Annotated in this window: 25 protein-coding genes; 9 read left to right on the top strand and 16 right to left on the bottom strand. The window is 67.7% G+C overall.

Annotated features, from left to right (window positions below; all coding sequences use genetic code 11):
- Positions 1 to 64: 64 nt before the first annotated feature.
- The 3 genes from ACO2RJ_RS15710 (at position 65) to ACO2RJ_RS15700 (ending at position 3,213) form a co-directional block, all read left to right on the top strand.
- On the top strand, positions 65 to 1,360 hold the full coding sequence (locus tag ACO2RJ_RS15710; RefSeq protein ID WP_423269053.1) for a cytochrome b: 1,296 nt from the start codon (positions 65 to 67) through the stop codon (positions 1,358 to 1,360).
- A complete protein-coding gene (locus tag ACO2RJ_RS15705) occupies positions 1,357 to 2,262 on the top strand; it encodes a cytochrome c1 (RefSeq protein WP_423269052.1) in 906 nt (301 codons plus the stop codon). The genes ACO2RJ_RS15710 and ACO2RJ_RS15705 overlap by 4 nt, the downstream gene beginning before the upstream one ends.
- Positions 2,263 to 2,334: 72 nt before the next feature.
- On the top strand, positions 2,335 to 3,213 hold the full coding sequence (locus ACO2RJ_RS15700; protein ID WP_423269051.1) for an S-methyl-5'-thioadenosine phosphorylase: 879 nt from the start codon (positions 2,335 to 2,337) through the stop codon (positions 3,211 to 3,213).
- A gap of 6 nt (positions 3,214 to 3,219) precedes the next feature.
- Here the strand turns inward: ACO2RJ_RS15700 and ACO2RJ_RS15695 are convergent, their stop codons facing one another.
- From ACO2RJ_RS15695 to ACO2RJ_RS15660, 8 genes are all read right to left on the bottom strand, one after another.
- A complete protein-coding gene (locus ACO2RJ_RS15695; RefSeq protein ID WP_423269050.1) occupies positions 3,220 to 4,593 on the bottom strand; it encodes a hypothetical protein in 1,374 nt (457 codons plus the stop codon).
- Between the two features lie 188 nt (positions 4,594 to 4,781).
- The gene (locus ACO2RJ_RS15690) at positions 4,782 to 5,258 is read right to left on the bottom strand and encodes a MaoC family dehydratase (RefSeq protein WP_423269049.1); all 477 of its coding nucleotides are present in this window, start codon (positions 5,256 to 5,258) and stop codon (positions 4,782 to 4,784) included.
- The gene (locus tag ACO2RJ_RS15685; RefSeq protein ID WP_423269048.1) at positions 5,258 to 5,722 is read right to left on the bottom strand and encodes a MaoC family dehydratase; all 465 of its coding nucleotides are present in this window, start codon (positions 5,720 to 5,722) and stop codon (positions 5,258 to 5,260) included. The genes ACO2RJ_RS15690 and ACO2RJ_RS15685 overlap by 1 nt, the downstream gene beginning before the upstream one ends.
- A 10-nt stretch (positions 5,723 to 5,732) precedes the next feature.
- A complete protein-coding gene (ychF, locus tag ACO2RJ_RS15680; RefSeq protein WP_423269047.1) occupies positions 5,733 to 6,830 on the bottom strand; it encodes a redox-regulated ATPase YchF in 1,098 nt (365 codons plus the stop codon).
- 62 nt (positions 6,831 to 6,892) lie between these two features.
- Complete coding sequence (gene pth, locus ACO2RJ_RS15675; protein ID WP_423269046.1) at positions 6,893 to 7,501, bottom strand: aminoacyl-tRNA hydrolase; 609 nt, start codon at positions 7,499 to 7,501, stop codon at positions 6,893 to 6,895.
- Between the two features lie 24 nt (positions 7,502 to 7,525).
- A complete protein-coding gene (locus tag ACO2RJ_RS15670; protein ID WP_423269045.1) occupies positions 7,526 to 8,266 on the bottom strand; it encodes a 50S ribosomal protein L25/general stress protein Ctc in 741 nt (246 codons plus the stop codon).
- Between the two features lie 154 nt (positions 8,267 to 8,420).
- Positions 8,421 to 8,864, bottom strand: coding sequence for a hypothetical protein (locus ACO2RJ_RS15665; protein ID WP_423269044.1), 444 nt, complete (start codon positions 8,862 to 8,864; stop codon positions 8,421 to 8,423).
- 1,615 nt (positions 8,865 to 10,479) lie between these two features.
- The gene (locus tag ACO2RJ_RS15660) at positions 10,480 to 11,115 is read right to left on the bottom strand and encodes a glucosaminidase domain-containing protein (protein WP_423269043.1); all 636 of its coding nucleotides are present in this window, start codon (positions 11,113 to 11,115) and stop codon (positions 10,480 to 10,482) included.
- A gap of 1,027 nt (positions 11,116 to 12,142) precedes the next feature.
- Here ACO2RJ_RS15660 and ACO2RJ_RS15655 point away from each other — a divergent pair.
- On the top strand, positions 12,143 to 12,565 hold the full coding sequence (locus ACO2RJ_RS15655; RefSeq protein WP_423269042.1) for a YciI family protein: 423 nt from the start codon (positions 12,143 to 12,145) through the stop codon (positions 12,563 to 12,565).
- A gap of 293 nt (positions 12,566 to 12,858) precedes the next feature.
- On the opposite strand, the gene ACO2RJ_RS15650 is transcribed toward ACO2RJ_RS15655, so the two are convergent.
- The 6 genes from ACO2RJ_RS15650 to ACO2RJ_RS15625 form a co-directional block, all read right to left on the bottom strand.
- Positions 12,859 to 13,791: a ribose-phosphate pyrophosphokinase gene (locus ACO2RJ_RS15650; RefSeq protein ID WP_423269041.1), complete on the bottom strand. Its 933-nt coding sequence runs from the start codon at positions 13,789 to 13,791 to the stop codon at positions 12,859 to 12,861.
- A gap of 158 nt (positions 13,792 to 13,949) precedes the next feature.
- The gene (gene pgeF / locus ACO2RJ_RS15645; RefSeq protein WP_423269040.1) at positions 13,950 to 14,747 is read right to left on the bottom strand and encodes a peptidoglycan editing factor PgeF; all 798 of its coding nucleotides are present in this window, start codon (positions 14,745 to 14,747) and stop codon (positions 13,950 to 13,952) included.
- A 17-nt stretch (positions 14,748 to 14,764) separates the two neighbouring features.
- Entirely contained in the window at positions 14,765 to 15,886 is a 1,122-nt protein-coding gene (locus ACO2RJ_RS15640; protein ID WP_423269039.1) for a class I SAM-dependent methyltransferase, read from the bottom strand.
- Entirely contained in the window at positions 15,883 to 16,701 is an 819-nt protein-coding gene (gene lgt / locus ACO2RJ_RS15635; RefSeq protein ID WP_423269038.1) for a prolipoprotein diacylglyceryl transferase, read from the bottom strand. The genes ACO2RJ_RS15640 and lgt overlap by 4 nt, the downstream gene beginning before the upstream one ends.
- Positions 16,702 to 16,859: 158 nt before the next feature.
- The gene (locus ACO2RJ_RS15630) at positions 16,860 to 17,138 is read right to left on the bottom strand and encodes a hypothetical protein (protein WP_423269037.1); all 279 of its coding nucleotides are present in this window, start codon (positions 17,136 to 17,138) and stop codon (positions 16,860 to 16,862) included.
- 205 nt (positions 17,139 to 17,343) lie between these two features.
- Positions 17,344 to 17,652, bottom strand: a complete 309-nt coding sequence (locus ACO2RJ_RS15625) for a hypothetical protein (protein WP_423269036.1) — start codon at positions 17,650 to 17,652, stop codon at positions 17,344 to 17,346.
- Positions 17,653 to 17,852: 200 nt separating this feature from the next.
- On the opposite strand from ACO2RJ_RS15625, the gene ACO2RJ_RS15620 reads away from it, so the two are divergent.
- From ACO2RJ_RS15620 to ACO2RJ_RS15600, 5 genes are all read left to right on the top strand, one after another.
- Complete coding sequence (locus ACO2RJ_RS15620) at positions 17,853 to 18,170, top strand: accessory factor UbiK family protein (RefSeq protein WP_423269035.1); 318 nt, start codon at positions 17,853 to 17,855, stop codon at positions 18,168 to 18,170.
- Between the two features lie 191 nt (positions 18,171 to 18,361).
- A complete protein-coding gene (locus tag ACO2RJ_RS15615; protein ID WP_423269034.1) occupies positions 18,362 to 18,862 on the top strand; it encodes a YbjN domain-containing protein in 501 nt (166 codons plus the stop codon).
- Positions 18,863 to 18,878: 16 nt separating this feature from the next.
- Positions 18,879 to 19,718, top strand: a complete 840-nt coding sequence (gene proC / locus ACO2RJ_RS15610) for a pyrroline-5-carboxylate reductase (protein ID WP_423269033.1) — start codon at positions 18,879 to 18,881, stop codon at positions 19,716 to 19,718.
- Positions 19,719 to 19,813: 95 nt separating this feature from the next.
- A complete protein-coding gene (locus ACO2RJ_RS15605) occupies positions 19,814 to 20,572 on the top strand; it encodes a TetR/AcrR family transcriptional regulator (protein ID WP_423269032.1) in 759 nt (252 codons plus the stop codon).
- On the top strand, positions 20,569 to 20,925 hold the full coding sequence (locus ACO2RJ_RS15600) for a tRNA-binding protein (protein WP_423269031.1): 357 nt from the start codon (positions 20,569 to 20,571) through the stop codon (positions 20,923 to 20,925). Before ACO2RJ_RS15605 ends, ACO2RJ_RS15600 begins: the two co-directional genes overlap by 4 nt.
- 133 nt (positions 20,926 to 21,058) lie before the next feature.
- Here ACO2RJ_RS15600 and ACO2RJ_RS15595 read toward each other — a convergent pair whose 3' ends face one another.
- Both ACO2RJ_RS15595 and ACO2RJ_RS15590 read right to left on the bottom strand, forming a co-directional pair.
- On the bottom strand, positions 21,059 to 22,402 hold the full coding sequence (locus ACO2RJ_RS15595; protein ID WP_423269030.1) for an ATP-binding protein: 1,344 nt from the start codon (positions 22,400 to 22,402) through the stop codon (positions 21,059 to 21,061).
- On the bottom strand, positions 22,399 to 23,121 hold the full coding sequence (locus ACO2RJ_RS15590) for a response regulator (RefSeq protein WP_423269029.1): 723 nt from the start codon (positions 23,119 to 23,121) through the stop codon (positions 22,399 to 22,401). Before ACO2RJ_RS15590 ends, ACO2RJ_RS15595 begins: the two co-directional genes overlap by 4 nt.

The following is a 23,121-nucleotide window of genomic DNA, read 5'->3' as shown; positions in this document are numbered from 1 at the left end:
CTGACAAGATCAAGATCGGCTCAGCCGACGATCATAGCCTAACGGGCGCCCGGGAGACGAACGCATGCAGGGACATTCGACGTACCAGCCTAAGGGCGGCGTCGCGAAATGGCTGGAGGACCGGTTGCCCATCGTGGGGCTGCTCCACTCCTCCGCCGTCGCCTACCCGGTGCCGCGCAACCTGAACTACTTCTGGACCTTCGGCGGCATTCTCACCTTCATGCTCGTGGCCCAGATCCTGACCGGCGTGGTGCTCGTGATGCACTACGTGCCCGATGCGACCAAGGCGTTCGAGTCGGTCGAGAAGATCATGCGCGACGTGAACTACGGCTGGCTGTTGCGCTACCTGCACGCCAACGGCGCGTCGATGTTCTTCATCGCGGTCTATATCCACATGTTCCGCGGCATGTATTACGGGTCCTACAAGGCGCCCCGGGAAGTGCTGTGGATCCTCGGCGTGCTCATCCTGCTTTTGATGATGGCGACCGCCTTCATGGGCTACGTTCTTCCCTGGGGTCAGATGTCGTTCTGGGGCGCGACCGTCATCACCAACCTGTTCTCGGCGATCCCGCTGGTCGGGCCGTCGATCGTGACGTGGCTGTGGGGGGGCTTCTCAGTCGACGACGCGACGCTGAAGCACTTCTTCTCGCTTCACTATCTCCTGCCGTTCATGATCGCGGGCGTGGTCGGACTGCACATCTGGGCGCTGCACCATGTCGGCCAGAACAATCCGACGGGCGTCGAAGTCAAGGACATCCGGAAGGACACGGTGCCCTTCACCCCCTACGCGACGCTGAAGGACGCGGTCGGGCTGATCTGCTTCCTCGTCGTGTTCGCCTATTTCGTGTTCTACATTCCGAACTATCTCGGTCACGCCGACAACTACATTCAGGCGAATCCGCTGGTGACGCCGGCGCACATCGTGCCGGAATGGTACTTCCTGCCATTCTACGCGATCTTGCGCGCCATCCCCTCCAAGCTCGGCGGCGTGCTGTTCATGTTCGGCGCGATCGCCGTGCTGTTCGTGCTGCCCTGGCTCGACTCCTCGCGCGTACGCTCCGGCAACTATCGGCCGTTGTTCCGGCAGTTTTTCTGGGTGTTCGTCGCCGTGTGCATCCTGCTCGGCTGGCTCGGCTCCAAGCCGCCGGAAGGCGTCTACGTGATCCTGTCGCGGCTCGCGACGGCCTACTACTTTATCCACTTTCTTGTGATCCTGCCGTTGCTCGGCCGGTTCGAAAAGACGAGGCCTCTGCCCGCCTCGATCGCGGACTCCGTTCTCGGGCTCGCGAAAAGTTCGGTTCCCGGCAATCCGGGCCTCGCGCCGCCCGCTGCGGCGGCGTCTCCGGAGTCACGCGGATGATCGAGACGGCGATGATCCGGTTCGCGGACGGCAGGATGATTGGCGCGATCGCCCGCGCCGCCCGCGCGGCGGCGCTGATCGCCGGCGTGGGTCTCGGAATCGCGGCGGCCGACATTGGCCGAGCGTCGGCGGCGGAACAGGTTCACCCGCCGCGGCAGAGCTGGTCCTTCTGGGGCCCGTTTGGAAAGTTCGACGCCGGTCAGCTCCAGCGTGGCCTCAAGGTCTATCGCGAGGTCTGCGCGAACTGCCATGCGCTTTCGATGGTCGCCTTCCGCAATCTCGCCGAGAAGGGCGGCCCCGGATACAGCGAAGATCAGGCCGAGGTCGTCGCCTCCGAATACATGGTCAAGGACGGGCCGAACGAGAGCGGCGACATGTTCGAGCGCAAGGGACGGCTCTCGGACTATTTTCCTAGCCCGTTCGCGAATGAGGAGGCGGCCCGCGCCGCGAACGGCGGAGCCTATCCGCCTGACTTCTCGACCCTGGCCAAGGCGCGCACCTACGAGCGTGGCTTCCCTCTGTTTCTGGTGGACATCTTCGGCCAGTATCAGGAACAGGGGCCGGACTACATCCACGCGCTGCTTGGCGGCTACAAGGAGCCGGAGCATGGCGACAAGCCGCCGCGCGAAGGCCTGCACTACAACGCCTACTTCCCCGGCCACTGGATCGGGATGGCCCAGCCGATCCAGGACGGCCAGGTCGAGTATCCCGACGGATCTCCCACCACCGTCGATCAATACGGCAAGGATGTCGCGGCCTTCATGATGTGGGCGGCTGAGCCTCATCTCACCGAGCGCAAGCGCATGGGCTTCGTGGTGATCTTCTTCCTCGTCGTGTTTGCCGGCATGATGTATGCGACGAAGAAGCGCGTCTGGGAGCAAGCCAAGCACATCCCGGCCTAGAGGCCGGCGGTCGAATGCCGGATACACTGCGACGGCGGGCTTCGGGCCCGCCGTTTTCATATGGAGGCACGCGTGACGACAGCGACGCTCGGCGTGATCGGCGGATCCGGGATCTACGACCTGCCGGGCCTTAAAGACGCCCGAGACCTTGCGATCACGAGCCCTTGGGGGAGCGTGTCGGCGTCGTTGAGAGAGGGTTGGATCAGTGAGACCCGCGTGCTCTTTCTGCCGCGGCATGGGGCGGGTCACCGCTTGGCGCCCTCCGACATCGATTATCGCGCCAACATCGACGCGCTCAAGCGGGCGGGGGTTACGGATCTCGTCTCATTGTCGGCCTGCGGATCCTACCGCGAGGACTTGCCGCCGGGGACATTCGTGCTGGTCGATCAGTTCATCGACCGCACATTCCGTCGAGAGACCTCGTTTTTTGGCGCCGGCTGCGTGGCTCATGTGGGCTTCTCGGACCCTGTCGCTCCCCGGCTCGTGGAGCGCCTCAGGCAGGCTGCGGAAGCGGAAGGCGTGCCGCACGTCGTCGGCGGGACCTATGTCTGCATGGAGGGGCCGCAGTTCTCGACGCGGGCGGAGTCGGTCGCCTACAAGGCGATGGGGGCGTCGGTGGTCGGGATGACGAACATGCCCGAGGCGAAGCTCGCCCGCGAGGCCGAGATCTCCTACGCGAGCGTCGCCATGGTCACCGACTACGACGCCTGGCGGCCGCATGAAGGAGGGGCGGAAGTGCCGGCGATCCTCGCCGTGATGCGGGCCAACGGCGACGCCGCGAGCCGGCTCGTGGCTCGGCTTGCGGCAGACTTTCCGGCCGAGCATGAGCCCTGTCCGATCGGCTCGGATCGCGCGCTCGAGTTCGCCCTCGTCACCGCGCCGAACGAGCGCGACCCGGCGCTGGTCGCCAAGCTCGACGCGGTCGCGGGGCGCGTCCTCGGCGCGCCATGAGGCCGCTCAGATCAGCGTGACGTCGTTTTCGCGGATTTCGGAGGGCGTGGTTCCCAGCCGCGCGATCGTCACTGCGTCGTCTCCGCCTCGTCCGTCGGCGTCGAAGAAGAGATAGCCGCTGTTGCTGGAATAGAGGACGGTGGCGACGCCAACGCGCTCCGCGACGGGCGGCCTCGCGCCGCTGATGACGTCGAACTCCTCATTCGCACCCACTCCAAACGCCGAGGCGTCGATCGCGATCTTATCGCGCTGGCTGGCGACGCTCGTATCGGCGATGGCGTGGAAGTCCAGCACGAGATCCGGTCGGCCCGCCGGATCCGCGAAGACGAAGCGGTCCACGCCCGCGCCGCCCTTGAGCTCGTCGCGGAGATTGCCGCCGTAGAGCACGTCCGCGCCGTCGCCGCCGCCGAGCGTGTCATAGCCGGCGCCGCCGATGAGCCGGTCACTGCCGCCAAGCCCGATCAGCACGTCGTCGCCGCGCATGCCGTCCATCCAGTCCGCGCTTGCGCCGTCGCGACCGATGATGCGGTCGCTGTTGTTGAGAGCCGCCTCGCCGGGCAGGCGTCCGTCGACGCCGAGCACGACGGTTCGCCCTGAGACGTCGTCGTCGACGTTAAGCGTCTTGTAGACCCCGCTGAGGATCACGTTGTCGGAGAGGTTGATCCCGCGCTCGTCGACGAGCCCGTAATCCGGCTTGAACACGTCGGCGCGCGTCATCCGGCCGAGGCCTTCGATCTGGTTGAGGATGGCGTGAGCCTCGGTGTCCTCGAAGTCCAGATCGTCCGGCCGGTCGATGCCGTTGTCGGACGTGTACCAGAACACGTTGTCGACGAAGGGCGGGCTGCCGTCCTCCTGCAGCCCGTAGATCTGGTCGTTGGCGTAGCCGAAGGAGGCGACCTGAGACGCCTGCTCGAAGATCGGCGACGCGAAAGAGTAGAACTTGGCCGAGCGGAACGTGCCGCCATAGTCCGAGATGGAGTCGCGCAGCTGGTGCACCGCCGCGCCGCCGAGGCTGTGGCCGGTGACGAAGACCCGGCCGTCGAGCTGGGAGACGGCGTCGAGCAGATCGTCGAACCGGTCGATGTAGTCGTCTCCGTCGCGGAGGTAGTCGACGAGGTCGTCGTTCGAATCCGTGCCCCGGAACGCAAGGTAGAAGTCGTCGCCCTTGCGCATCAGCCGGGCGCCGGCGTCGCCGTTGTCGTAGAAGGCGCCGCTGATGTGGTCGTCGTCGATGCCGATCTTGGTGAGGTCGACGTCGCGATATCCCGCGGGGACGGTCCCGTCAGAATAGGCGGAGGCGGCGAACTGCGCCTCAAGCCTGAGCGTTTGCAGCGTGGACAGCGACAGGAAGGTGGTGGACAGAGCAGGTGCAGGCATCATGTAGCTCCAGCGGCGAGGCCCCTCGCTTCCGCAAGAAGGGTAGGGGAGCGCCACCCCGTCTCAAGCTCAGCAGCTGACGAAAAGCGCCGGCGGCGATGAAAGGGCCGCGGAAGCTGCGCGTGGCGGGCGTCCACCCGTCCGCGTTCGCCCGCATGTCCAGGCCCTCGACCGCTGCGGGCAGACCCCTCTCAGGTCGTCGGGCGGCGCTCGACAAGCACCGCGCTCGTGAACTCGAACACCTCCACGCCCTCCTGATTGAGGGCGGTGTTGTGGGCGCGCAGCACGCCCCAGGCCGGGCGCTTCTCGCTGGGCCGGGCTTCGATCGCCTCCGCGAAGTAGGTCAGCGTGTCGCCGGCGTAGACCGGACGCTTCCACTTCAGCTTTTCGAAGCCCGGCGACGGCCCGGCGCGGCCGACGGGCAATCCCGCGGTCATACGCTCCTTCGCCGTGCGGATCTGAAAGGCGATCATCAGCTTCATCCAGACTGCGCAGGTGTGCCAGCCGGAGGCGGCGAGCCCTTTGAACGGGCCGGCCCTGCCGCCTTCCTCCGAAAGATGGAACGGCTGCGGATCGTATTTCGACGCGAAGCGCACGATCTCTTCGGCCGTGAAGCTGTGCGAACCCAGTTCGACCTTGAGGCCGATCTCGTAATCCTCGAGATGCATCAGCTCGCTCCGCCGCTGCGGCGGCCGAACATGACCGCATTTTCCTGCCGCATCACGACGACGTCGTCCTGGTTCCGAACCTCGAAGCGGAACGAAACGATCCCGATCTCGGGCCGGCTCTTCGAGACGCGGGCGTCGAGCACTTCGCCCCGGACCCTCAGGATGTCACCCGCGCGCACCGGCGCGCGCCATTCGAGGCGCTCGACCCCTGGCGATCCGAGCGAGGAGGAGTCGACCATCATGTGATCGCAGCTCATCCGCATCAGCAGCGCCGCAGTGTACCAGCCCGAGGCGATCAACTCCCCCAGCATGCTGCCCTGCGCCGCGGCTTCCGAGAGATGCATCGGCTGCGGATCGTATTCGCGCGCGAAGGCGACCATGTCGTCGCGGTCGACGACCATGCCGCCATAGTCGAGCAGATCGCCGGGCTTGAAATCCTCAAACATGAAGCGGGGGTCGGCCACGGCGCGTCTCTCAGTTCGCGAAGCGGAAATGCAGCACGTCGCCGTCGGCCACGACGTATTCCTTGCCTTCCAGCCGCATCTTGCCGGCGTCCTTCGCCCCCGTCTCGCCCTTCAGCGCGACAAAGTCGGAGTAGGCGATCGTCTCCGAGCGGATGAAGCCCTTCTCGAAATCGCTATGGATCACGCCCGCCGCCTTGGGGGCCTTGGTGCCGCGCTCGATGGTCCAGGCGCGCGCTTCCTTCGGGCCGACGGTGAAGTACGTCACGAGGCCGAGCAGGCGGTAGCCGGCGTTGATCAGCCGGTCGAGCCCGGTCTCGTGCAGGCCGAGGGCGTCGAGATATTCGGCGCGCTCCTCCGGAGGCAGAGTCGCCACCTCCGATTCGATCTTTGCGGAAATCACGACCGCGACCGCGCCTTCCTCCTTCGCGCGCCGCTCCACCTCGGCCGAATAGGCGTTGCCGGTCGCGGCCGACGCCTCGTCGACGTTCGCGACGTAGAGCACGGGCTTCGAGGTCAGCAGGTTCAGCGCGTCGAAGGCCTCCCGCTCGTCGTCGGAAATCTTCGCCAGCCGCGCGGGCTTTCCCTCGCGCAGCAGGGGCAGCGTGCGATTGACGATCTCGAGCTGCTCCTTTGCCTCCTTGTCGTTTCCCCGCGCCCGCTTCTCCAGCGCGACGACGCGCTTCTCGAGGCTCTCAAGATCGGCGATCATGAGCTCGGTCTCGACCGTCTCGGCGTCGGCGAGCGGGTCGACCCGGCCCTCGACATGCGTGACGTCGTCGTCCTCGAAGCAGCGCAGCACATAGGCCACCGCGTCGACCTCGCGGATGTGGGCGAGAAACTGGTTGCCGAGTCCTTCGCCCTTCGACGCCCCCCGCACCAGGCCTGCGATGTCGACGAAGGTCAGGCGCGTCGGGATGATCTCCTTCGATCCGGCGATGGCGGCGAGCGCGGACAGCCGCGGATCGGGCACCGCGACTTCGCCGACATTGGGCTCGATCGTGCAGAACGGATAGTTCGCGGCCTGGGCCGCAGCCGTCTGCGTGAGCGCGTTGAAAAGCGTCGACTTGCCGACGTTCGGCAGGCCGACGATGCCGCATTTGAAGCCCATGGCGTGAAAGTGTCCGTCGCAGGAGATTAGGGATCGCGCGGGCTTCTAGCACGCGCGCCGGATCAGGGGCGAGCCTCGCCGACGCGGGGCGGGTCGCCGAAGCCTGCCGCCTCCATCCTGAGATGAACCTTGTTCTGGAAGCTCGCGTCCTCCGCTTTTCCGAGCAGGTCGGCGGCCTCCGCGACGGCGTCGACCAGCGTGTCGACCCAGGGCTGCTCGGATTTGGCGAAGTCGTTCAGCACATAGGACAGCACGGCGTCGCGGCCGGGATGGCCGATGCCGAGCCGCACCCGCTTGTAGCCCGCGCCCATATGCGCCGTGATGGACCGCAGCCCGTTGTGCCCGGCGTCGCCGCCGCCGACCTTCACCCGAAGCTTGCCGGGCGCGAGGTCGAGCTCGTCGTGGAAGGCGACGACGTCGGCAAGCGCGATCTTGAAGAAGCGCGCGGCCTCCGCGACCGCGCGGCCGCTCTCGTTCATATACGTGCCGGGCTTCAGCAGCAGCGTCTTCACGCCGCCGAGCGACCCTTCGGCGACCGCGCCCTGGAAGCGCGCCCGCCAGGGCGAAAAGCCGTGGCGGGCGGCGATGCGGTCGACGGCCATGAAACCGATATTGTGCCGGTTTCCGGCGTATTTCGGCCCCGGATTGCCGAGGCCGACCAGGAGCAGCATCGCGGTCGCTCCGAAACGCGGAATTCAGTCCTGAGACTTGCGGCTCTCGGACTTCTTGTCCTCGTCCTGCTTGGCGTCGGCCTCGTCGGAAGCGTCGGCCTCCGCGGCCTCGCTTTCGGCGCCCTCGTCCGGCTCCACGGTCTCGCCGCGGTTCTCGGCTTCGGCTCCCGCCTGCTCCTCGGCCTGCTCTTCGGCGACGACGGTCGGCGCGGCGATGGTCGCGATCGTGAAGTCGCGGTCCTCGATCGTGAACTCGACGCCCTTCGGCAGCTTGACGGCCGAGGCGTGCACGATGTCGCCGATCTGGAGACCCGTGAGGTCGACCTCGATGCTGTCCGGCATGTTGTCGACGCCGGCCGAGACCTCGACCGTGTGGCGCACGACGTTCAGCACGCCGCCGCGCACGAGGCCGGGCGCCTTCTCCTCGTTGACGAAGTGCACGGGCACCTCGACGTCGACCACGGATTTCGCGGTCACGCGGAAGAAGTCGATGTGGATCAGCGTGTCCTTGACCGGGTCGCGCTGGTAGTCGCGCGGGATGACGCGCTCGACGGCGCCGCCGGCGTCGATCTCGAACACGGTGGTCTTGAAGCCGCCGGCGTGCAGCAGCAGGGACAGCTCGCGCCGGTCGAGCGCGATGCCGACAGGCGGCTTCTTGCCGCCATAGATGACGGCTGGAATCTTTCCTTCACGGCGTAGCGCGCGGGCGGCCCCCTTACCGGCCTTCTCGCGCGCCTCGGCCTTGAGAGCCTTGGTCGCGGACATGGGTTCGTTCTCCGAAATGAAACGGCCGCCCGTCATGGGCGGCCTGCCGCGGCGAACCCCTCCAGGGGTGTGGGACGCCGGCGCGGAGCGCGTATAGCCGAAAGCCCGCGGCGAGGCAAATGCGACGCCTCCCATCCCGACAATCTCTCCGCCCTCAGTCCTCCTCGCCCTCGCCGGGCGCAAGCGCTGCGACCAGCTTGAGAAACACCTCGCGCGCCCGCTCGCGGTGCTCGAGCAGGCAGATCGCGCCGTGCACGCCGCGGCAGGCGCGCGCCCGGCGGCAGGAGGCGAGGCCGCAGATTTCCGAAAGTCCCGCCGCGTTCGCGAGCTTCCGGCGCGCGACCAGCCCTTCCGGCGAGACCGCTTCGAACATGAGGCGGTGCGGCGAGCCCGGCGCCGGCACGGCGTCGGTCGAAATGAACCTAGCCCCCGCGGGCCGCGTCTCCGCCGGGGGCACGTCCGGCGCATCGGCGTCAGCCTGCGCCCCGCAGGGCGGGGGCGCCGCCTCGGGCGGCGCGACCCTGCGCGGAGGGCGGGTCTTGCGCCCCGCGGGCGAGGCGCGGAACTGCGGAATGACGCCGGTGACGATCTCGATCATGGCGGCTCCTTCGGCCGGGGGCAGGCGCCGCGAGCGGCGCGCGCGAAAGCGTCCCGCCGCGGCCGCCCGCGCGAAGTTTTGGGGCAAGAAGACTGCGGTCGGGAGGCGGGGGCGCCGGGAGACCTGTCAGCCGTATCAGCGGCAACCGGTCGCCCGGCGCCCCGCGCGCGGCGTTTTCGCGACGGTCGCGGAACCGCTCTCCGGCCGGCGGGCGGACCTCATGCGGGGGCGGCGCCGCCCGCGTCAGGCCCTCGGACCGCTTGGGAGCCGAGCGTTCCGGACCGAAAAGCCCGAACGCGCCCGGACCCCGCAGAGCCCGATCCGCCGCCTTAAGGCGCCCCGAAGGCGCAGCCCCGTCGTAATGCGGGACGGGCGGTTGTTACGGGACGACCGCCTCCGGCCTCATCGGCCGTGCTCGATCGTCCCGCCCGTGACCGACGTCCCGGGACGCGGACCGCCGGAGGCCCACGGCGCAGGCGCCGCCCTTAACCCCCGCGCGGTCGGCCGGTCCGGCCACGCCTCCCTCACGGGGGAAGGTGAGGGGAGGCTGGCACGCAGAGGGGCGGATGTCAAGGAATTTATTCCGATCATTGGTCGTGCTCGAGTCGGTAGAGTGGAAGTTGATCCCTGCTAGGCGCTCAGAAGCGCTCTTAAAATTCGTCCCCCAAAAATTAGCTTATACCTCTAGCGAATGTGTACCATGTGGACGGGAATGTTACATTGTGATACTATAGAGCCCATTTTTGTCTAAAAATCAGAGCTCTAAAAAGCTCATGGGATGTGCCCGAGCAAGCATCTTTATGAGCTTTTCTGGAAATTTCTCGCCACTCCCCGTTCTTGGGCGCAAACGTCCGCCTAGCTCCACCTTCACGCTCCACACCTCTGTTATACCAAGCGAGCCAGTCGGCAGGGCTCGCTCCTGAGACCCGGGAACTCGAATACGTAGTTTGCAGCCCGATATCTGATCTTTCAACGTCAAATATTTCCGTATACTTAGCATTGCTATACTCGCGGGAATCCCACCGGACGTCTATATATGGCTTGTAGTCAACAGAGATCCCATCCCGAAACCATGTATTACGAGCTTTACGACCTGGATCTGTCAACGGAAGTGTCTTACAAGGTTTATACTTGCGCGAAGAGTTACAGTAGCTCTCGACGACACTGCCGGCCACCGGGAATTGAGCTCCATTCGCGCCGATTACATACTTGCGAACCTTTGCGGCACACGAGGCCATTTTGCTTCCACGTGCGCCGTTCACCTTGCATGCATCTACTGCCCAGTTCGACAATTGCATCGCAGAAGGATTGAGAAGTGCGACTTGAGCGGACAAGTTTTCCACGCCCGCATCTTTACTTCTATAGGTGCATTTCTTGACAGGATACTCTTCGTATTCCTTTACAGTCACATTCTCGCAGTCTCCATTACCCTCAAGATAGCGGCGACGAGTTGTATTGGACCAGATCAAGGCTTCCGAAGTCACCAATAAATCGGAACTGACTTGCAAGTTGATCCCGTTCGGACTGCAACTGAATTCCGCAGACGCCGCTCTCGTCTCAAGAATGTAAGAAGAGAAAGTCAATGTAACTGCCGCGAAGAGCCGAGCCGCTGAATTCATGGCTTTAGGTCCCATAGAGACATGCTGTAATCGCCGACGGGATTGTCAGCAAAGGCGGCTACTACCTTAAAGTATTCCTTGCCATTATGATTATACGTCGGCGCTATCGTGGCAAGCCATGATAGGGCAGCGTTTTTTCTGTCCTTTCCATCAACAATATCAGACATGTATGACTTCGTCGCTCGTGAATAATATTTAGACTTGCGAAGACGAGATCCGACAAATTCGACAGCGTCCGCACGTGTCTTAAACGCCGGATATACATTTCCTTTGTCCCAATCCGGCTGACACCAAAGAACAAACCGCTGAAGCCCTGCAGCTATTGTGGCGCCAGGCCATTTATAGGCAAATATATTATTCGACTTTATGGCTATCCGTGTCGTTCCGAAGCCAGACTCAACGATGCCCATTGCCGCAATGATAGGAGCCGGGACGCCCCACCTTCGTTCTGCTCTAATAGCCCCCGGAGAAATGTCCTTGATGAAAGCTATTCGATCGGCACGACTTGGTGAGCGGACGGGATTGTAACACCAGTCACCTTTACCTGGCCGATCTACCGGTTCCTGCGCTAACGCCGGGGACGCCGCGAGTGCAAAAGCTAATGCGAGAATCGAATAAAGACGCATCGTCATGGCACTAGCGCTGGGCATTGCGCCCGTGTCCCGTTCCAAAAAGCAAGTCCGCTTCCACCATACTGAGGCGGGAGTGGGCCGATGTTGATGTGATGCTGTGCAATTTGCATTATAATAGGAATAGGAAGTTGTAACGAATTAAGCGCGAAGCAGTTCGCCATAAATTCGTTACCGTTCTGGAGTACGAGGTGCCCACACTCATGTGATGCAGTAAACAACTGGATTAGCGGTGGCAGCATAAAGTACGTTTGTCCAAATGTTATTACGGGGTGCCCGAACGACGTCCAACTTGCGTGGGCGTAGAAAGGAGAGGGTCCAATCATCATTTGGACAGGAACGACATGACCAGTTTGAATGTTCGGCGCGTTACAGGGCGGGGCGTTTGGGATAGTCTGAGCCGAAGCATCCGTAGACGTCGCAGACTGCCCCGCGATGCCCATCATTAGCACTGTAGCGACCGAGAGCGTCCGCATTATCTCATCCAAGGCAACCAAGCCGCCGAGTTATTATTGCGTATAGGTGCATCTGTCGCTATAAGTACAACTGCTTATCAGCTCGCTATTCTGTAACGAAGCATCCCACAAATGGTCCCATACTTGTGTGCGCTAACTCGTTAAAGTGGTGTCGGCCAAAGCTGCAGCACGACCATCGCTGGCCAGCGGCATGGTAGCCCCCAGGCCACTTTCGTCGAACGCGGGCCCTCAGTTCTTGGCGACTGGGGGGCGGATAATGTCGCAAAGAGAGGGTGACGGTGCGATGGAATCGACGTCGAGATCCATCAAGCATCCGCGGCCGCCACAGGCGCGGCGAATTGCTTGGCGGCAGCGGACCTTCCTACTGAGGCCAAGTCTGGATGCCCATGAAGGCGGCATGACGCGCCCGTCTTGAGCCGGCGCGACGGAGGCACCGCGCAGTGCGCGTCACAGAACGCGTGAGGGCGTCGTCTCCCCTTGTCGGCTCCCCGCCCTCCCGTTCGTCCTAGGATCGGAAACGGCCGCACACGGCCCGTTCGATCGGAGGGACTGACATGCGCGTGATGGTGATCGTGAAGGCGACCGCCGACAGCGAGGCGGGGGCGATGCCTTCGACCGAGCTGCTCGAGGCGATGGGCAAGTACAACGAATTGCTGGTCGAGGCCGGGATCATGCTCGCCGGCGAGGGGCTGCATCCCTCCTCGAAGGGCAAGCGCGTCGCCTTCGACGGCGCCTCGCGCGTCGTGACCGACGGGCCGTTCACGGAGACCAAGGAGCTGATCGCGGGCTTCTGGCTCTGGCGGGTGAAGGACATGGACGAGGCGGTCGCATGGGCGAGGCGCTGCCCGAACCCGATGCCGGGGCCGAGCGAGATCGAGATTCGGCCGGTGTTCGAGGCCGAGGATTTCGGCGAGGCCTTCACGCCCGAGCTCGCCAGCCAGGAGGAGCGCCTGCGCGCGAAGATCGCGGAGGGGTGAGGGCGGGCGGACCGCCGCGGCCGTCGTTCCGGGCGTGTCCCGGAACCCATTGCCTCGGCGTATCGCAGGGCATGGCGGCGTGAGCGGGAATGGATCCCGGGACGGGCCCGGGATGACGGGGGAGGGTGATGGCGCCCGGACCGCCGCGGCCGTCGTTCCGGGCGTGTCCCGGAACCCATTGCCTCGGCGTGTCGCAGGGCAGGGCGGCGTGAGCGGGAATGGATCCCGGGACGAGCCCGGGATGACAGACGTGGAGCGCGCGCGTTGAGGGGCGAGCCCCCGAGCGCTCTGTCTCAGTCGAACAGGCTCGACACGCTCTCTTCGCTCGACGTGCGGGCGATCGCCTCGCCGATCAGGGTCGCGATCGAGATCACCCGGATGTTGCGGGCGACGCGGACCGCCTCCGTCGGCTGGATCGAATCCGTGATGATCAGCTCCTTGATGCGGCTCGCGGTGATGCGCGCGACCGCGCCGCCCGACAGCACCCCGTGGGTGAGATAGGCGTAGACGTCGCTCGCGCCCTGCGCGATCAGCGCCTCGGCGGCGTTCACCAGCGTGCCGCCGGAATCGACGATGTCGTCGACGAGGATGCAGGAATGGCCCTCGACGTCGCCGATGACGTTCATCACCTCGCTCTCGCCGGCGCGCTCGCGGCGCTTGTCGACGATCGCAAGCTGGGCGCCGATGCGCTTCGCGATCGCGCGCGCGCGCACCACGCCGCCGACGTCGGGCGACACCACCATGACGTTGTCGAGCGGCAGCCGCTCCTGGATGTCGCGCACCATCACGGGGGCGGCGAACAAATTGTCGGTCGGGATGTCGAAGAAGCCCTGGATCTGGCCGGCGTGCAGGTCGAGCGTCAGCACCCGGTCGGCGCCGGCCTGGGTGATCATGTTCGCGACGAGCTTGGCCGAGATCGGCGTGCGGCCGGAGGAGCGCCGGTCCTGACGGGCGTAGCCGAAATAGGGCATCACCGCGGTGATCCGCCGCGCCGAGGAGCGGCGCAGCGCGTCGATGATGATCAGCAGCTCCATCAGATGGTCGTTCGCGGGGAACGACGTCGACTGCACCACGAACACGTCCTCGCCGCGGACGTTTTCGAGGATCTCGACGAACACCTCCATATCCGCGAAGCGCCGCACGTTGCAGCGGGTCAGCGGCGTCGCGAGATAGGCGGCGATCGCCTCCGCGAGCGCGCGGTTGGAGTTGCCGGCGACGACCTTCATGCGACGTGTCCCGTAGGTCCAGGGCGGGGAGGAGGCGTAAGGTCCGGCCCGGAGCGCTGCGCTCTTAACAGCGATTCAAATGAGCCTCAACATGGCGGCCGAGGCGTTAAGCGACGGATTAACGACGGCCCTCGCGGCGGCGCGGACCGGATTCAAGCCTAAGGTTCGGTCAACGCGACGGCTGCGATCAGCCGCCCATAGTCCGGCTCGGCGCGGTGGGTCGCGCGGCGGAAGCTGAAGAACCGCGCCTCGTCGGAATAGGTGTCGAGGCCGAGATCGTCGACGGTTCCGACGCCGGCGCCCTCAAGCCGCGCGACGACGTAGCCGCCGAGGTCGAACAGCGCATGGCCGGGCCGCGCCGAGGGCGCGAAGAAGCGGGCGTTGTCAGGGTCGGCGGCGGTGAAGCGGGCGGCGAATTCCGGCCCGACCTCGTAGCTCGGCTGCCGGATGCAGGGCCCGAGCGCCGCGACCACGTCCCCCCGGCGCGCGCCGAGCCGCTCCATGGCGTCCAGCGTCGCCTCCAGCACCCCGCCGAACGCGCCCTTCCAGCCGGCATGCGCCGCGCCGACGACGCCGGCGTTGACGTCCGCGAACAGCACCGGCGCGCAATCGGCGACCGTGACGGCGGCGGCGAGCCCGCGCGTCGCGGTGACGACGGCGTCGACATGCGGGCTGTCGTCGCGCGTCCAGGGGCCGGTCGCGACCGCGACGTCGGCGGAGTGCACCTGCCAGGGAATCGCGAACCGGCCGGGCGCGAGCCCGAGCGCCGCCAGCATCCGCCGCCGGTTTTCGCGCACGGCCTCCGGATCGTCCCGCGATCCCAATCCGCCGTTCAGGCTGGCGTAGAGGCCCTGCGACACGCCGCCCTGCCGCGTGAAGAAGGCGTGCGCGACGCCGGGCAGGGCGGCGAGGGCGGCCGATTCGACGACGGGCACGGTCGGGGTCGCGGCGTCCATCGGGCGTCTCCTTGGGCTCAGGCGGGGCGCGGGTCGGCGAGGTCGAAGGCGGGCGGCGCGCCGAGGCGAGGATCGGCGAAGGCGAGCGCCTTGAACAGGGCGCCCATGCCGGTCGGCGCGCGGTCCGTCAGGCGCGCGACGGCGGCGGCGATTCCTGCGCGCTGGTCGGCCGTCGCCTGCGCCGAGAGCCGCTCCGCGCGGGCGGCGAGGCCGAGCCGCTCGAGCAGATCGGCCTGCGCGATCGGGCGGCTCACGGCCGCGCCGCGACCACGCGCCGCAAGCGCGAGCGCCGCGAAATCGACATGGGCGGTGAGGTCGGCCTCGCCGGGCGCCGCCAGCGGATCGACGAAGGCGTGGCGCGCCATCGCCTGCAGCGTGTCGCCGGCGCCGGAGACATAGCCGTAGTCGACGACGAGCCCCGCGCCGCCATGGCGCGCCATATGGTCCGCAAGGCTCGCCACGATGTCGAGCGCCGGCGCGCAGAGCTCGCGCAGGTCGCCCTCCGGGCAATCCGGCAGGGCGACGTCGGTCGGCGCATCCGGCGCGAGCCCCAAGCCGAGCTCGCCGCCGGGGCCGAGCCCCACCACCCGCTCGCGCCAGCCGTCGGCGATGCGCACGAACTGGCGGACAGGCAGGGCGTCGAAGAACTCGTTCGCGACCACGAGGAGGGGGAGGGGGCGCTTGCCCTCGGGGGGGGCGGCGTCCAGCGACTCATGGACCGAGTCCGCCCAGCGGACAGGAACGCCCGCCCCCTCCAGCGTCCGTGCCTGGACGGCGCGCAGCGTCGGGCTGGTCTCGACCAGCGTCACGTCGAGCGCTTCGCGAAAGCCGGGCGCCGCGCGGGCGGCGCGGAGCAAATCGGCCATCAGCGTGCCGCGGCCGGGGCCGAGTTCGACCAGAACGACCCGCGGCGGCGCGCCCATCGCCGCCCAAGCCTCGGCGCACCACAGGCCGATCAGCTCGCCGAACATCTGGCTGATCTCGGGCGCGGTCGTGAAGTCGCCGTCGGCGCCGAACGGATCGCGGGTCGCGTAATAGCCGAGCGTCGGATGGCCGAGGCAGAGCGCCATGTAGCGGGCGACGGAGATCGGTCCTTCGACCGCGATCAGAGACGCGATCTCGCGCCCGAGCGGGGTCATCCCGCGCTGCGACGCCGGAGCGCGAGCCCGATCAGCGCGAGGCCGATCAGAACCATCGGGATCGACAGCAGCATGCCCATGGTGAGCCCGCCGGCGAGGAAGCCGATCTGCGCGTCGGGCTCCCGGAACCGCTCGCCCACGATCCGCGCCACGCCGTAGCCCGCGACGAAGACGCCCGAGACCAGCCCCGGCCGCTTCAGCCCTCCGCCGCGCACGACGATCTGCACGAGGACGAACAGCACGAGGCCTTCGAGCGCGGCCTGATAGAGCTGGCTCGGGTGGCGCGGCTCCGAGCCGCCGGCCGGGAAGACCATGGCCCAGGGGACGTCGCTCGCCCGGCCGAACAGCTCGCCATTGATGAAGTTCGCGATCCGCCCGAAGAACAGGCCGACCGGCGCGACCGCGCAGGCGATGTCGAAGATCGGCAGGGCCGGAAGCCGCCGCGACCGCGCGAACAGGGCGACGCCCAGCGCCGCGCCGAGAAAGCCGCCATGGAAGCTCATGCCGCCGTGCCAGACCTTCAGAGCTTCGACTGGTTCGGCGAGGTAGTGCGCGGGGTCGTAGAACAGCACGTAGCCGAGGCGTCCGCCGAGGATGACGCCGAAGGCGACCCACATGATGAGGTCGTCGATCGCGACCGGCTCGGGCCGACGGACCGGACCCCAGAGCGCGTCGGCGCCGGCGATCCGTTTGGCGAGCCACCATCCGATCAGCAGCCCGGCGATGTAGGCGAGCGCGTACCACCGGATCGCGAGCGGCCCGATGGCGACGGCGACCGGGTCGACGATGGGAAACGGGATCGCGAACAGGGGCATCTGCGGCTCCGGACGGGCCGCGGCGTGATGGGCGGAGGGGGAAGGGGTGTCAAGCGTCGCCGCCTGACGCATGGCGACCGGGCAGGGCGCCGCCACACAAAAAAGCGCCGGGGACGGGCCCCGGCGCTCTTTCAGATCGGCGGCCGATCGGCCCGGCGTCAGCCCTGGTTGGCGTCGCTGCTGCGACTGGAGCCGGCGCCCTGGTTGGTCGCGCGATCGCGAACGTTCGCGCCACGGCCGCGATAGACGTCGGCGCCGCCCGCGACGGCCGCCACATAGCCCGCGTCCTGCGGCGCCCTGGACTGCTCCAGCGGCACGCCGCGCTCAACGGCCGACGCGGCGGCGTAGCCGGTGATCGTGTACTTGTCGACCGGGGCCGCTTCGGCGGCGGTGGCGGCCAGCGCGAGCGCGCCGACGGCGTAGATGAGCGTCTTCATATCCGTCTCCCATCAAGGATGGGCGTTGCAGGAATGCAGCGTCCTTCGGTGACGGTACAGATGTGACGTGCATCGCCGCGGAGAACCGGACGTTTCAAGCTCGCTGCCCTGCGCGTCGCGCACGGAACTTCCGGAGACAGGCGGATTATGAGCGACGCCACGAGGGCGGGAGCGGCTCGGCCCCCCGCCGCCAACTTGACGGCGATCAGCCGTTGTTGGCGTCCGACGAGCGGCTCGTGCCTGCGCCGATGTTCGGCGTCCTGTCGCGCGCCTCGGTCGAATTCTGATATTCGAAGCCCGCCGCCGGGCTCTCGCCGAGGGCCGGATGGGCCGTGCCGGCGCTCGGGCTCTCGTAGTAGCTCGCGGACGGACTGTAGCCGGCGGAGGAAGGGGCGGCCGCGCCCATCGCGTCCATCCGCACCGGGGCGGGCTCGGTGGTCCGGTACATGGTCTCGGCCTGAGCGACGCTCGCCGTGAGCGCCAGCGCGCCGGCGACTGCGATCAAAGTCTTCATTGTCGTGCTCCTGTGAGGCTGCAAAGCCGCGCATGTCGCGGCGGTCGAGCGTTCAGCTAAGGACGCGCGGGCGGTATTTGATTGTTCCATGGCCTCAATTCAGTTTGATCGGACCGTGAGCGTCCCGCTCGGCCGCGCTTGCGCCCGGCCTCCGGGGGCGCCATCTCAAAGCCGTGAATTTGGCAACTCCGGAGACACCGATGACCGAGACCCGCGGCCGCGTGTTCGACGAACTCGGACGCCTGATGACGGACGCCGCGGGCGCAGCCGCCGGCGTCCGGCGCGAGATCGAGACCCTGGGCCGCCAGCAGGTCGCCCGGATCATCGCCGATCTCGATCTGGTCCGGCGCGACGAGTTCGAGGCCGTCAAGGCGATGGCGAGCCGCGCCCGGGAAGAGAACGAGCGTCTCGAAGCCCGCATCGCGGCGCTCGAGGCGCGGCTCGACGCCGCCGAACCGGCGCAGGAGCCCGCTCCGGACGGGGCCCCGAAGGGATTTGATGACACGGTCGGGGATTAGTTGCGCCGGGGCCACAAATCCCCGGTGTGCAGCGCGGCAATTCGCGCCCTATACTGAATGTGGCGGCTCGAATCGCCGGGACTCTGACCCGGCGCGCCTCGGAGCCGCGGTTGGCGGGCCGTCCTGGCCCGTCCGTCACGCGTAACGTCGTTCCCACGCCCGCGCAGCGGGCCTCACCCCGGGAGGAGCTCATGGCTCTCATCGACGTGGACGCCGATCGCCAGGCCCATCCTGTCGACACGATCGAACGCATCGCGACGTTGAACGACTGGTCCTTCGACCGGTCGGGCGACGACGAGATCACGATCTCCGTCGACGGGTCATGGTCCGACTACCACGTGTCTCTCACGTGGATGGGCGACCTGGAGTCCCTTCACCTCGCCTGCGCCTTCGATCTCAAAGTCCCCGATCGCCGCAAACCGGAGGTTCTTCAACTGCTGACGCTTGTGAACGAGCAGATGTGGCTCGGTCACTTCGATCTGTGGAGCCAGGAGGGGGTGATCGCGTATCGCCATACCCTTCTGCTGTCCGGCGGCGCGGAGGCGAGCGCCCCGCAATGCGAAGCGCTGCTCGAGGCCGCCATCGAGGCCTGCGAACGCCATTACCAGGCGTTCCAGTTCGTGGTCTGGGCGGGCAAGACCGCAAAGGAGGCCATGGAGGTGGTGGCCTTCGAAACGGTGGGGGAGGCGTGACGACCACGAACCCTAAGTGAACGCGCATTACTCCGGGCCGCTCGAGGCGGGCGGCCCGGTTCTGCTGATCGGCGCGGGCAAGATGGGCGGCGCGCTGCTCGACGGCTGGCTCGCGAGCGGGCTCGATCCGAAATCCGTCTTCGTCATCGATCCCGCGCTGCCGGACCCGAGCGTCGACAGGCTCCGGAAGATCGGCTGCACGCTCGGACCCCAGTCCGGCGACCTCTCCGGCCCCGCCGCGATCGTGCTCGCGGTCAAGCCGCAGATGGCGGACGCCGCGCTGCCGCCGGCCGCGGCCTTCGCGGGACCGAAGACGGTCGTCATCTCCATCATGGCCGGCACGACGCTCGCCACTCTCGGCGCGGCGTTCCCTGAGGGTCAGGCGATCGTCCGGGCGATGCCGAACACGCCGGCCGCGATCGGCCGCGGAGTCACCGGCTGCTTCGCCGGTCCGGCGACGACCGAGGCGCAGCGGTCCCTGGCCGAGCGCCTGCTCAAGGCCGCCGGCGACGTGATCTGGGTCGATCGCGAGGAGCTGATCGACGCGGTCACCGGCGTGTCCGGCTCCGGCCCGGCCTATGTTTTTCTGCTCGTCGAGGAGTTGGCTAAGGCGGGGGTCGCCGCCGGCCTTCCCGCCGAGCTCGCCGAGACGCTCGCCCGCAAGACCGTCGAGGGCTCGGGGGAGCTGCTGCGGCGATCGGCCGAGCCGCCGGCGATCCTGCGCCGCAACGTCACCTCGCCCAACGGCACGACCGCCGCGGCGCTCGACGTGCTGATGGCCGAGGACGGGCTCGGGCCCCTCATGTCTCGCGCCGTCGCGGCCGCCACCAAACGGGCGCGCGAGCTCGCAGGCTGACGCCGCCCGCGTCGCGACGCGACTCGCCTTGGAAGCGACGCCGTTTGCGCCCTATCTTCTTCGACGCCACGCCCATCGTTCCGAGGAGCTCCGCCATGGCGCCGCGCCCGCCCAAAGCCGCCGTCTCCGACGCCGACGAGCCCAAGCCCTCCGCGGCGGCCGCCGCCCCCAAGGCGGCGAAGGCCGCGGCCGGCGATCCGCGCGACGCGATCGTCGACGCGCTGCTCGCGCTGCTCGCCGAGCGGCGCTGGTCGGAGATCGGGCTGTTCGACATCGCGGAGCGGGCCGGCGTGTCGCTCGCCGAGCTCCGCGGGCTGTTTCCGTCCAAGGGCGCGATCGTGGCGGGCTTCGTCCGCAAGATCGACCTCGACGTGCTCAGCCACGACGTCAAGGACATGGCGGACGAGCCGGCGCGCGAGCGCCTGTTCGACGTGCTGATGCGGCGGTTCGAGGCGCTCGCCCCCTATCGCGACGCGCTGAGGTCGATCCGAAGCGGTCTGCGCATGGACCCGATGGGCGCGGCCGCGATGAACCAGGTCGCGGTGTCCTCGATGCAGTGGATGCTGGCCGCAGCCGGCGTGCCGGAAGCCGGGCCGCTCGGGACGGCGCGGGCGCAGGGGCTGGTGCTCGTGACTGCGCGCGTCTTCGAGACGTTCCTGAACGACGACGACGAGGGCCTCGCCCGGACGATGAAGGCGCTCGACGAGGAGCTGCGCACGGCCGAACGCGTGGCGCGCGCCGCAGGCGACGTCGAGCGAATGACCGCTCCGTTCCGCGACGCCGTCGGGCGCGTCTTCGGCCGCGCGACCGGGCGGCGCTCGACGCCGGACGACGACGTCGCGACCGCCGCATGAGCGAGGCTGGCCCCGTCGCGCCCATAGGCTTCGACGATTTCCTGAAGGTCGACATCCGCGTCGGCGTGGTGGTCGAGGCGGAGCCTTACCCCGAGGCGCGCAAACCCGCGCTCAAGCTCAGGATCGATTTCGGCCCGGAGATCGGGGTGAAGCGGTCCTCCGCGCAGATCACGAAGCACTACGCGCCGGAGACGCTGGTCGGAAAACAGGTCGTGGCGGTCGTGAATTTCCCGCCGCGGCAGATCGGCAAGTTCATGTCCGAGGTGCTGACGCTCGGCGTGCCCGATTCCGACGGCGAGGTGGTCCTGCTGTCCCCGACCCTCGAGGTTCCGGCCGGAGGGCGGATGTTCTGAGACGCGCCGTCGTTCCGGGCTCGTCCCGGAACCCATTGCCGCCGCGGGCGATCGACCTGGCGCGAGGCGTTTATGGATCCTGGGACAAGCCCAGGATGACGGAAAGGGGGCGGGGCGCCGCGCTTGCGGACGCTCACGCCGGGACGGACACCACCGCGCGCAATCCTCCCAGCGGACTCGATTCCAGCGTGACGTCGCCGCCATGGCTGCGGGCGATGTCGCGGGTGATGGCGAGGCCGAGGCCCGACGAGCCGCCATGCTTGTCCTGGCTGCGGGCCTCGTCGAGACGCAGGAAGGGGCGGAACGCCTCCTCGCGCTTGTCGGCGGGAATGCCCGGCCCGTCGTCGTCGATGCGGATCTCCAGTCTGCGGCCGTCATGGATCGCGGTGATGACGATGCGGGTGGCGTAACGGGAGGCGTTGGCGACGAGGTTCTGCAGGCAGCGGCGAAAGGCCTGGGGGCGCACGATGGCGAGCGGCTCGCCATGAGCCTCGACGCTCGCGGTCGCGCCGTGGGTCTCGGCCGCGCGCTTCAGGTCTTCGAGAAGCTGCGGCACGTCGGTCGGCTCCGCCGCCTCGCCGGCGTCGCCGCGCACGAAGGCGATGTAGGCCTCCAGCATCCGCGACATCTCCTCGACGTCGCTGTTGAGATCCGCGACCTCCGGTCCGTCGCCGAGCAGCGCGAGCTCGAGCTGGAAGCGGGTCAGAATGGTCCTGAGATCGTGGCTGACGCCGGCGAGCATGGTGGTGCGCTGCTCGATCGAGCGTTCGATGCGGTCGCGCATGGCGATGAAGGAGGCAGCGGCGAGCCGCACCTCGCGCGCGCCGCGCACCTGGAACTCCGGCCCTTCGCGGCCCTTGCCGAAGGCGTCGGCCGCGTCGGCGAGCGCGAGGATCGGCCTCATCTGCGCGCGCAGGAAGAGGATCGCGATCACGATCAGCACGAGCGAGGCGCCGACCATCCAGAGGATGAAGATGTGGCTGTTGGAGGCGTAGGTCTGGTTGCGCTTGGCGAGCACCTTCATGACGGCGTCGTCGAGCTGGATGCGGATCTCGACGAAATTGGAGCGGCCGACCGTGTCGATCCAAAACGGCCGTTTCACCTCGTCGGAGATCTGCTTCGAAAGCTGCTCGTCGAGGATCGAGAAGAACGGGCGGGGACGGGCGGGCGGCAGCGTCTGTCCCGGCAGAAACTCGACGTTCAGCGACAGTCGCTCGCGGGCGATGCGCACGAGCTGCGCCTCGTTCTCCGCCGAGCGGTTCGCGAGCCTCAGCTCGATGAGCGCGGCGATGTCCTGACCCACGGCGGTCGAGAGGCGCTTGGTCACCTGCTCGTAGTGCCGCTCCATGAACACGAAGGCGAGGATGCCCTGCAGCAGCACCATCGGCGCGATGATGATGATCAGCGACTGCGTGTAGAGCCCGCGGGGAATCCGGCGGCGCAGCCAGCCGATCGGACCGGTCTTGGGCAGGTTCATTCGTCGGCGAGCAGGCGATAGCCGAGCCCGCGCATGGTCTGCAGCAGGATCGGGTTCGCCGGGTCCGCCTCGATCTTGCGGCGAAGCCTGGTCACGACCACGTCGACCGCGCGATCGCCGGGGGCGGCGTCGTCTCCGGCGATCGCCGAGCGCGGCACGGTCTGGCCCGGTCGCTCGGCGAGGGCCGCCAGCAGGTCGCGTTCGCGGTCTGTGAGCCGCACCACCTCGTCGCCGCGCTTCAGCTCGCCGCGCCCGCGGTGGAAGCTGAAGGGGCCGAAGCGGACCTCCGGCGCGGACGCGGCGCCCGAAGGTCCCGCGCCCGCCCGGCGCAGGATGCCGCCGACCCGCAGCAGCAGCTCGCGCGGGTTGAAGGGCTTGGCGAGATAGTCGTCCGCGCCGCTCTCGAGACCTGCGATGCGGTCGTCGGTCTCGGTCCGCGCCGTCAGCATCAGGATCGGCACCGGCGAACGCGCCCGCACCGCGCGCGCGAGGTCGAGGCCGTTCTCGCCCGGCATCATGACGTCGAGCACCAGCAGGTCGAAGGCGAGCTGGTCGAGCTTCTGACGCGCCTCCGCGGCCGAGGCCGCCACCGTCACGCGGTAGCCGTTCGAGCCCAGAAACTTGTGCAGCAGCGTGCGGATGCGGCTGTCGTCGTCGACGACGAGGAGATGCGGCGCGTCGTCGGCGAGCGGCTGCATGCTGGCGGCGGCGAGCGCCAT

Source organism: Hansschlegelia sp. KR7-227, assembly GCF_049446035.1.
Lineage (GTDB): Bacteria > Pseudomonadota > Alphaproteobacteria > Rhizobiales > Methylopilaceae > Methylopila.
Note: the sequence above shows the minus strand (reverse complement) of the source record. Positions and strands in the feature narration are given on the sequence as shown.

Excerpts from the sequence above, each read along its gene's own strand:
- ACO2RJ_RS15710 (WP_423269053.1), top strand. The coding sequence starts at position 65 with ATGCAGGGACATTCGACGTACCAGCCTAAGGGCGGCGTCGCGAAATGG.
- ACO2RJ_RS15705 (WP_423269052.1), top strand. The coding sequence starts at position 1,357 with ATGATCGAGACGGCGATGATCCGGTTCGCGGACGGCAGGATGATTGGC.
- ACO2RJ_RS15695 (WP_423269050.1), bottom strand. The coding sequence starts at position 4,593 with ATGATGCCTGCACCTGCTCTGTCCACCACCTTCCTGTCGCTGTCCACG.
- ACO2RJ_RS15690 (WP_423269049.1), bottom strand. The coding sequence starts at position 5,258 with ATGCATCTCGAGGATTACGAGATCGGCCTCAAGGTCGAACTGGGTTCG.
- ychF (WP_423269047.1), bottom strand. The coding sequence starts at position 6,830 with ATGGGCTTCAAATGCGGCATCGTCGGCCTGCCGAACGTCGGCAAGTCG.
- pth (WP_423269046.1), bottom strand. The coding sequence starts at position 7,501 with ATGCTGCTCCTGGTCGGCCTCGGCAATCCGGGGCCGAAATACGCCGGA.
- ACO2RJ_RS15670 (WP_423269045.1), bottom strand. The coding sequence starts at position 8,266 with ATGTCCGCGACCAAGGCTCTCAAGGCCGAGGCGCGCGAGAAGGCCGGT.
- ACO2RJ_RS15665 (WP_423269044.1), bottom strand. The coding sequence starts at position 8,864 with ATGATCGAGATCGTCACCGGCGTCATTCCGCAGTTCCGCGCCTCGCCC.
- ACO2RJ_RS15660 (WP_423269043.1), bottom strand. The coding sequence starts at position 11,115 with ATGACGATGCGTCTTTATTCGATTCTCGCATTAGCTTTTGCACTCGCG.
- ACO2RJ_RS15655 (WP_423269042.1), top strand. The coding sequence starts at position 12,143 with ATGCGCGTGATGGTGATCGTGAAGGCGACCGCCGACAGCGAGGCGGGG.
- ACO2RJ_RS15650 (WP_423269041.1), bottom strand. The coding sequence starts at position 13,791 with ATGAAGGTCGTCGCCGGCAACTCCAACCGCGCGCTCGCGGAGGCGATC.
- pgeF (WP_423269040.1), bottom strand. The coding sequence starts at position 14,747 with ATGGACGCCGCGACCCCGACCGTGCCCGTCGTCGAATCGGCCGCCCTC.
- ACO2RJ_RS15640 (WP_423269039.1), bottom strand. The coding sequence starts at position 15,886 with ATGACCCCGCTCGGGCGCGAGATCGCGTCTCTGATCGCGGTCGAAGGA.
- lgt (WP_423269038.1), bottom strand. The coding sequence starts at position 16,701 with ATGCCCCTGTTCGCGATCCCGTTTCCCATCGTCGACCCGGTCGCCGTC.
- ACO2RJ_RS15630 (WP_423269037.1), bottom strand. The coding sequence starts at position 17,138 with ATGAAGACGCTCATCTACGCCGTCGGCGCGCTCGCGCTGGCCGCCACC.
- ACO2RJ_RS15625 (WP_423269036.1), bottom strand. The coding sequence starts at position 17,652 with ATGAAGACTTTGATCGCAGTCGCCGGCGCGCTGGCGCTCACGGCGAGC.
- ACO2RJ_RS15620 (WP_423269035.1), top strand. The coding sequence starts at position 17,853 with ATGACCGAGACCCGCGGCCGCGTGTTCGACGAACTCGGACGCCTGATG.
- ACO2RJ_RS15615 (WP_423269034.1), top strand. The coding sequence starts at position 18,362 with ATGGCTCTCATCGACGTGGACGCCGATCGCCAGGCCCATCCTGTCGAC.
- ACO2RJ_RS15605 (WP_423269032.1), top strand. The coding sequence starts at position 19,814 with ATGGCGCCGCGCCCGCCCAAAGCCGCCGTCTCCGACGCCGACGAGCCC.
- ACO2RJ_RS15600 (WP_423269031.1), top strand. The coding sequence starts at position 20,569 with ATGAGCGAGGCTGGCCCCGTCGCGCCCATAGGCTTCGACGATTTCCTG.
- ACO2RJ_RS15595 (WP_423269030.1), bottom strand. The coding sequence starts at position 22,402 with ATGAACCTGCCCAAGACCGGTCCGATCGGCTGGCTGCGCCGCCGGATT.
- ACO2RJ_RS15590 (WP_423269029.1), bottom strand. The coding sequence starts at position 23,121 with ATGGCGCTCGCCGCCGCCAGCATGCAGCCGCTCGCCGACGACGCGCCG.